This is a genomic window from Ornithinibacillus scapharcae TW25 (assembly GCF_000190475.1).
GTDB classification, from domain to species: Bacteria; Bacillota; Bacilli; order Bacillales; family Amphibacillaceae; genus Ornithinibacillus; species Ornithinibacillus scapharcae.
Genome location: NZ_AEWH01000002.1, coordinates 1 through 5,729 on the forward strand (window position 1 = coordinate 1; position 5,729 = coordinate 5,729).

A 5,729-nucleotide genomic window follows, 5' to 3' on the forward strand; every position below is an offset into this window, starting at 1 on the left:
AAGCACATACGTGATAAACGTATCGTGGATGACAAATAGTAGTTCGTCTTTTGATGTAAAATGATGATAGAACCCCCCTTTGGAGGTGCCAATGCTTTCTACAATCTGATTTACTGTCACACCGTGAAAGCCTTGCTTCTCAAACAAATGTAATGCAGAGTGAATAATTTTATCTCTTAATGACGTTAGAAGCCCTCCTCTCCCATTTTACAGTTTTAGCTTATCATAATTTTCTTAATTGTTAAAGTGATATTTCGAACTGTAAATTTCTTTTTATTTTTTTCTATGCAATGCTATTCAGTTACTTCGATTGATCCATAATGGAATAAAGAGGTTTTTCGTTTGAATTGCGTAAATCCATATTGGGCAAATCGATTACTTTTCCAATGGTCCTTGAGAATAACCCGTTCTATAGCTACCCGTTTTGCTTCTGTAATAATATCGTGACTAATATCCGCCATAATCGTATGTTCTTTAATGATATCAATACCGTTAGATGTATCAATCGCTTCTTGAAACATAGGATCAAAATAAACAACATCAATTGAATTCGTTGGCTGATTCTTTAAGAAAAACAAATGGTCTTGGTTAAAAACGCTAATTCTCCTCATTGCTTGGTCTATAGTACTATTTCCACTTTGGAATGAACGAAGTCCTTCTTTAACTAAAAAAGATAGCATTTCATTTCCTTCAATTCCTATAACTTTACCGGTATCTCCTACGGCTAGACTTGCTATGATACTGTCGGATGCGAGACCCAAAGTACAATCGAGAAAAGACATTCCCTCTTTTAATTTTGCAGTTGATAGGAGTGGCTCGTGTTCTCCCTTTAAAACCCTTTTTGCTCGTACAATAGCGAGATTGGGATGAAAAAAGACATTGTTATTACTAGAAAGTGGAGAAATAATAATCTTATCAGAACCTACAACTACAGTATCATCCAGATATTGATTTTTAAAAGACTTTATAGAAATGCCGTGTCTCGGTTTATAAGGTATTCCATATTCTATTGAAAGTTGCTTTGCTTTTGCAATAATTTCACTTGTGGGTTTACCAGAAGTTGTAATAATCATCAAATCTTTCCAATCTAATATTTCTATAGTAATAGTACTCCGTTTATACACTATCCTATGTTTAATAAATATATAATAAATTGTTCAAATATAGAAAGGCAGACTGTGATAAAAATTACAGTCTGCCTTTTCATTAATCCACCGTTGGATCAAAAGGTTTTTCGTACTTTACTTCTTTCCATACTTCCACGATTTCACCTTGATTATCCGAATCTATAATAAATGATCCATTACTATAGCGATCACTGTTCGGTAATTCTAATGGGTAAACTTTCACGGTTTCTCCTTTTGATGTGGAGATAGTGATGGTATCATTTTCGTAAGTAGCAAAGAATCCTACGATACGATGTGGTTTATTCTTTAGCTCACGCAACATGATTAGACCACGTTTAGCTCTGCTTGATTTTTCAAACTCACGTAATTTCATACGTTTACACGCACCACGCTGTGTTACAACTACTAATGATGGTTCTGATAGATCGTCAAATACTTGTCCACCAACTACAAACTCGCCATCTTTTAACTGAATCGCTTTCACCCCAGCTGCTCTTTGCCCAACTACAGGCACTTCTGATTCATGATACCAAAGTCCATAACCTTTATTGGAAGCAATAAATACGTCCGAATAGCCCTTCGTTTGACAAACAGTAACGACTTCATCATCTTTTTTCAAATTTAAAGCGATTAACGCTTTAGAATAACGCTGTGCTTCATAAATCTTTAATTCACTTCGCTTAATCATACCGTTCTTCGTAAAGAATACTAAGTAATCATCATCTTTAAATTCTCGAATAGCTATAGAATGAACTATGTGTTCATCCTTATCAATCTGTACTAGATTCGATACATGTTGTCCAATATCTTTCCAACGAATATCCGGTAATTCATGAACCGGGATATACAGGTATTTACCTTTATTCGTGAATACTAGAATTTTATCGGTCGTATTGGCTTCGATTAGACTAACTAAATGATCGTCTTCTTTTATAGCAAAATCTTCACCATTGGAAGCCGCATACGATCTTATACTTGTACGCTTCAAATAACCTTCTTTCGTAACAGATATGAGAACATCTTCACTAGCTACAGTAACTTCAATATCAATTTTTAACTCCTCAATTTTATCTTCTATAATTGTTCGGCGAGGGTCGGCAAATTTCTTCTTCATTTCCATTAAGTCTTTCTTAATGGTTTTTAGTAGCTTTGCTTCACTAGCTAAGATAGACTCTAATTCATTTATCTTTTCACGAAGTTCCTCCGCCTCAGCTTGCAATTGAGTTACATCCGTATTTGTTAAGCGATATAATTGCAACATAACAATTGCTTCGGCTTGACGTTCCGTAAAACCGTACTTTTCCATGATTTGCTTCTTAGCATCCTGTTTGTCCATGGATGCACGGATTGTTGCCACTAATTCATCTAAGATGGAAATAGCTTTAATTAGTCCTTCTACAATATGGGAACGGTCTTTTGCTTGATTTAAATCAAATTTTGTCGATCTTGTTACTACCTCTTTTTGATGAGAGATATATGCATCAAGCATTTCTGGTAAGGATAATAATTTTGGCGTACGGTCTTGAATAGCAACCATATTAAAATGGTATGTGACCTGTAAATCTGTGTTTTTATATAGGAAATTTAAAACACCTTCACTATTTACATCTTTTTTAAGTTCCACTACGATGCGAAGACCTGTACGATCTGTCTCATCTCGAACTTCTGCAATCCCTTCCACTTTTCGATCATATCGAAGCTCATCCATTTTTTTGACGAGTGATGCTTTATTTACGTCGTATGGAATTTCTTCGATTACAATTTGTTCCCTGTTACCACGAAGCGGTTCAACAGATGCTTTACCACGAACAACAATTTTTCCTTTACCAGTTTCATAAGCTTTCTTTATCTCGTTTACACCTTGTATAATGCCACCTGTTGGAAAGTCAGGTCCTTTAATCACCTTCATTAATTCCTCTATTGTGATTTCAGGATTATCAATACGCTTGATTACTCCATCGATAACTTCGCCTAGATTATGAGGTGGTATATCTGTCGCATAACCTGCAGAAATACCTGTTGATCCATTGACAAGTAAATTAGGGAACTTCGCTGGTAATACTACTGGTTCATGGTCAGTATCATCAAAGTTAGGCATTAAATCTACTGTTTCTTTATTAATATCACGAAGTAGTTCAGAAGCAATACTGGATAGTCTTGCTTCTGTATAACGCATTGCTGCTGGCGGGTCGCCATCCATGCTACCATTGTTACCATGCATTTCGATAAGGACATTTCGCATTTTCCAGTCCTGACTAAGTCGGACCATCGCATCGTAAACAGATGTATCACCATGTGGATGATAGTTACCAATTACGTTACCTACAGTTTTAGCTGATTTACGAAAATGTTTATCATGAGTATTTTTCTCTCGAAACATTGCATATAGAATTCTACGTTGTACCGGCTTTAATCCATCACGGGCATCCGGAATGGCACGGTCCTGAATGATATATTTACTATATCTACCAAATCGATCACCGATTACTTCTTCTAATGGAAGATCGAGAAATTTTTCTGACTGTGTCAAGTCATTTCCCCCTTCTCTTTCCTTTTACGACTTTCTTGTTTAAGATTGAATTTTTTCATTCTCTAATATGTTGGTTTCTTCGTCCAATCCAAATGCAACATTGGACTCAATCCATTTCCGTCTTGGTTCTACTTTATCTCCCATTAATGTTGTAACACGGCGCTCTGCACGTGCAACATCATCTATGGTCACTCGAATTAACGTTCTAGTTTCCGGATTCATTGTCGTATCCCACAATTGATCCGCATTCATTTCTCCAAGACCTTTATAGCGCTGGATAATATAGCCATTTTTAAACTTTTTCACAGCTTCTCTCATCTCATTATCATCCCAAGCATAGACAATTTGCTCTTTTTTACCGATACCCTTTGATATTTTATATAAAGGAGGTAATGCGATATAAACCTTACCAGCCTCTATTAAAGGTCTCATATAGCGATAAAAGAAAGTCAGTAATAATACTTGAATATGTGCACCGTCTGTATCAGCATCAGTCATAATGATAATCTTATCATAATTTGCATCCTCAATGGAGAATTCTGAGCCTATACCTGCTCCGATTGTATGGATAATAGTAGAGATTTCCTCATTTTTAAATACATCTTGAAGTTTTGCTTTTTCCGTATTAATAACTTTACCTCTAAGTGGTAAAACTGCCTGGAATTTACGGTCTCTTCCCTGCTTTGCAGAACCACCTGCAGAATCTCCCTCAACCAGATATAATTCGTTTTTATCAGGGTTTTTGGATTGTGCTGGCGTTAATTTACCACTTAGAATAGTGTCTTTTCGACGCTTCTTTTTACCAGTTCTAGCCTCATCTCGAGCTTTGCGAGCAGCTTCACGTGCTTCTTTTGCTTTTATAGCTTTTTTAACTAATAATCCAGAAATATCCGGGTTTTCCTCTAAGAAGAAATTTAATTTCTCAGAAACTACTGCATCTACTGCAGAGCGTGCTTCAGATGTTCCGAGCTTGCCTTTGGTTTGTCCTTCAAATTGCAGTTTTTCTTCTGGAATTCTTACAGAGACAATTGCAGTTAATCCTTCACGAATATCTGTGCCTTCTAAATTTTTATCTTTTTCTTTTAAGGAACCAGTTCTTCTTGCATATTCATTAAAACATCTAGTAATGGCCGCTTTTGCCCCGGATTCGTGTGTACCGCCATCTTTCGTGCGAACATGGTTAACAAACGACAACATATTTTCTGAATATCCGTCATTGAATTGAAAAGCAAATTCCACTTCGATATCCAATTGTTCTCCTTCAAAGAACACGACCTCTTGTAGAGCATCTTTATCTTCATTCAGATAGTGAACAAATGATTTTAAACCTTCTGGATATTCATATACCTCTTTTTCTTCCGTTCGCTCATCGGTTAACTCAATTCGCAGTCCTTTTAATAAAAATGCTGCTTCTCGAAGTCTTTCAGAAATAGTTTCAAAACTATAGACTGTAGTTGAGAAAATGGTTGGGTCTGGTTTGAAGTGAATAATAGAACCTGTTTTCTTGGTGGTGCCGATTTTCTTGTGTGTGCCTACAGGGATGCCACCATTTTCAAATCGTTGAAAATATACTCCACCATCTCGATGTGAAGTAACTTCTAACCATTCGGATAATGCATTTACAACCGAAGCACCTACCCCGTGTAAACCACCACTTGTTTTATAGCCACCTTGTCCAAATTTTCCGCCCGCATGTAATACAGTAAAGATAACTTCCATTGTCGACTTTCCAGTGCTGTGTTTTCCTGTTGGAATTCCTCTACCACTATCTTCAACTGAAATACTATTATCATTATGTATTTTAACTTTAATAACATTCCCATAACCAGCTAACGCTTCGTCAACTGCATTATCTACTATTTCAAATACAAGATGATGCAATCCACGATGATCAGTACTCCCGATGTACATCCCAGGTCTCTTTCTAACAGCCTCAAGACCTTCAAGAACTTGGATTGAATCATCAGAGTAATGTAATGGTGTCTTGTCCAATTTTAGTTTGCTCCCTTCACCAATAATTCAATAAGCCATATATGATATGGTAGAACAGGTGTTTGTTTTAGTGTGTACGT

At 36.3% G+C, this 5,729-nt stretch carries 4 protein-coding genes; all 4 read right to left on the reverse strand.

Annotated elements, in window-relative coordinates; translation table 11 throughout:
• The coding region (locus G5W_RS23055) for a TetR/AcrR family transcriptional regulator (RefSeq protein WP_138918926.1) at positions 1-168 on the reverse strand (168 nt) is incomplete at its 3' end.
• A 125-nt stretch (positions 169-293) separates the two neighbouring features.
• Positions 294-1,073 carry a class I SAM-dependent methyltransferase gene (locus tag G5W_RS0100030; RefSeq protein ID WP_010093119.1) on the reverse strand — a complete coding sequence of 260 codons (780 nt, stop codon included), beginning with the start codon at positions 1,071-1,073 and terminating at the stop codon, positions 294-296.
• Between the two features lie 133 nt (positions 1,074-1,206).
• A complete protein-coding gene (gene parC / locus G5W_RS0100035) occupies positions 1,207-3,657 on the reverse strand; it encodes a DNA topoisomerase IV subunit A (protein WP_010093121.1) in 2,451 nt (816 codons plus the stop codon).
• Between the two features lie 39 nt (positions 3,658-3,696).
• Positions 3,697-5,649 carry a DNA topoisomerase IV subunit B gene (gene parE, locus G5W_RS0100040; protein ID WP_010093123.1) on the reverse strand — a complete coding sequence of 651 codons (1,953 nt, stop codon included), beginning with the start codon at positions 5,647-5,649 and terminating at the stop codon, positions 3,697-3,699.
• Positions 5,650-5,729: the final 80 nt, after the last annotated feature.

What these genes read in the sequence shown, in the direction of transcription:
- G5W_RS0100030 (WP_010093119.1), bottom strand. Translation starts at nt 1,073, where the DNA reads ATGATTATTACAACTTCTGGTAAACCCACAAGTGAAATTATTGCAAAA.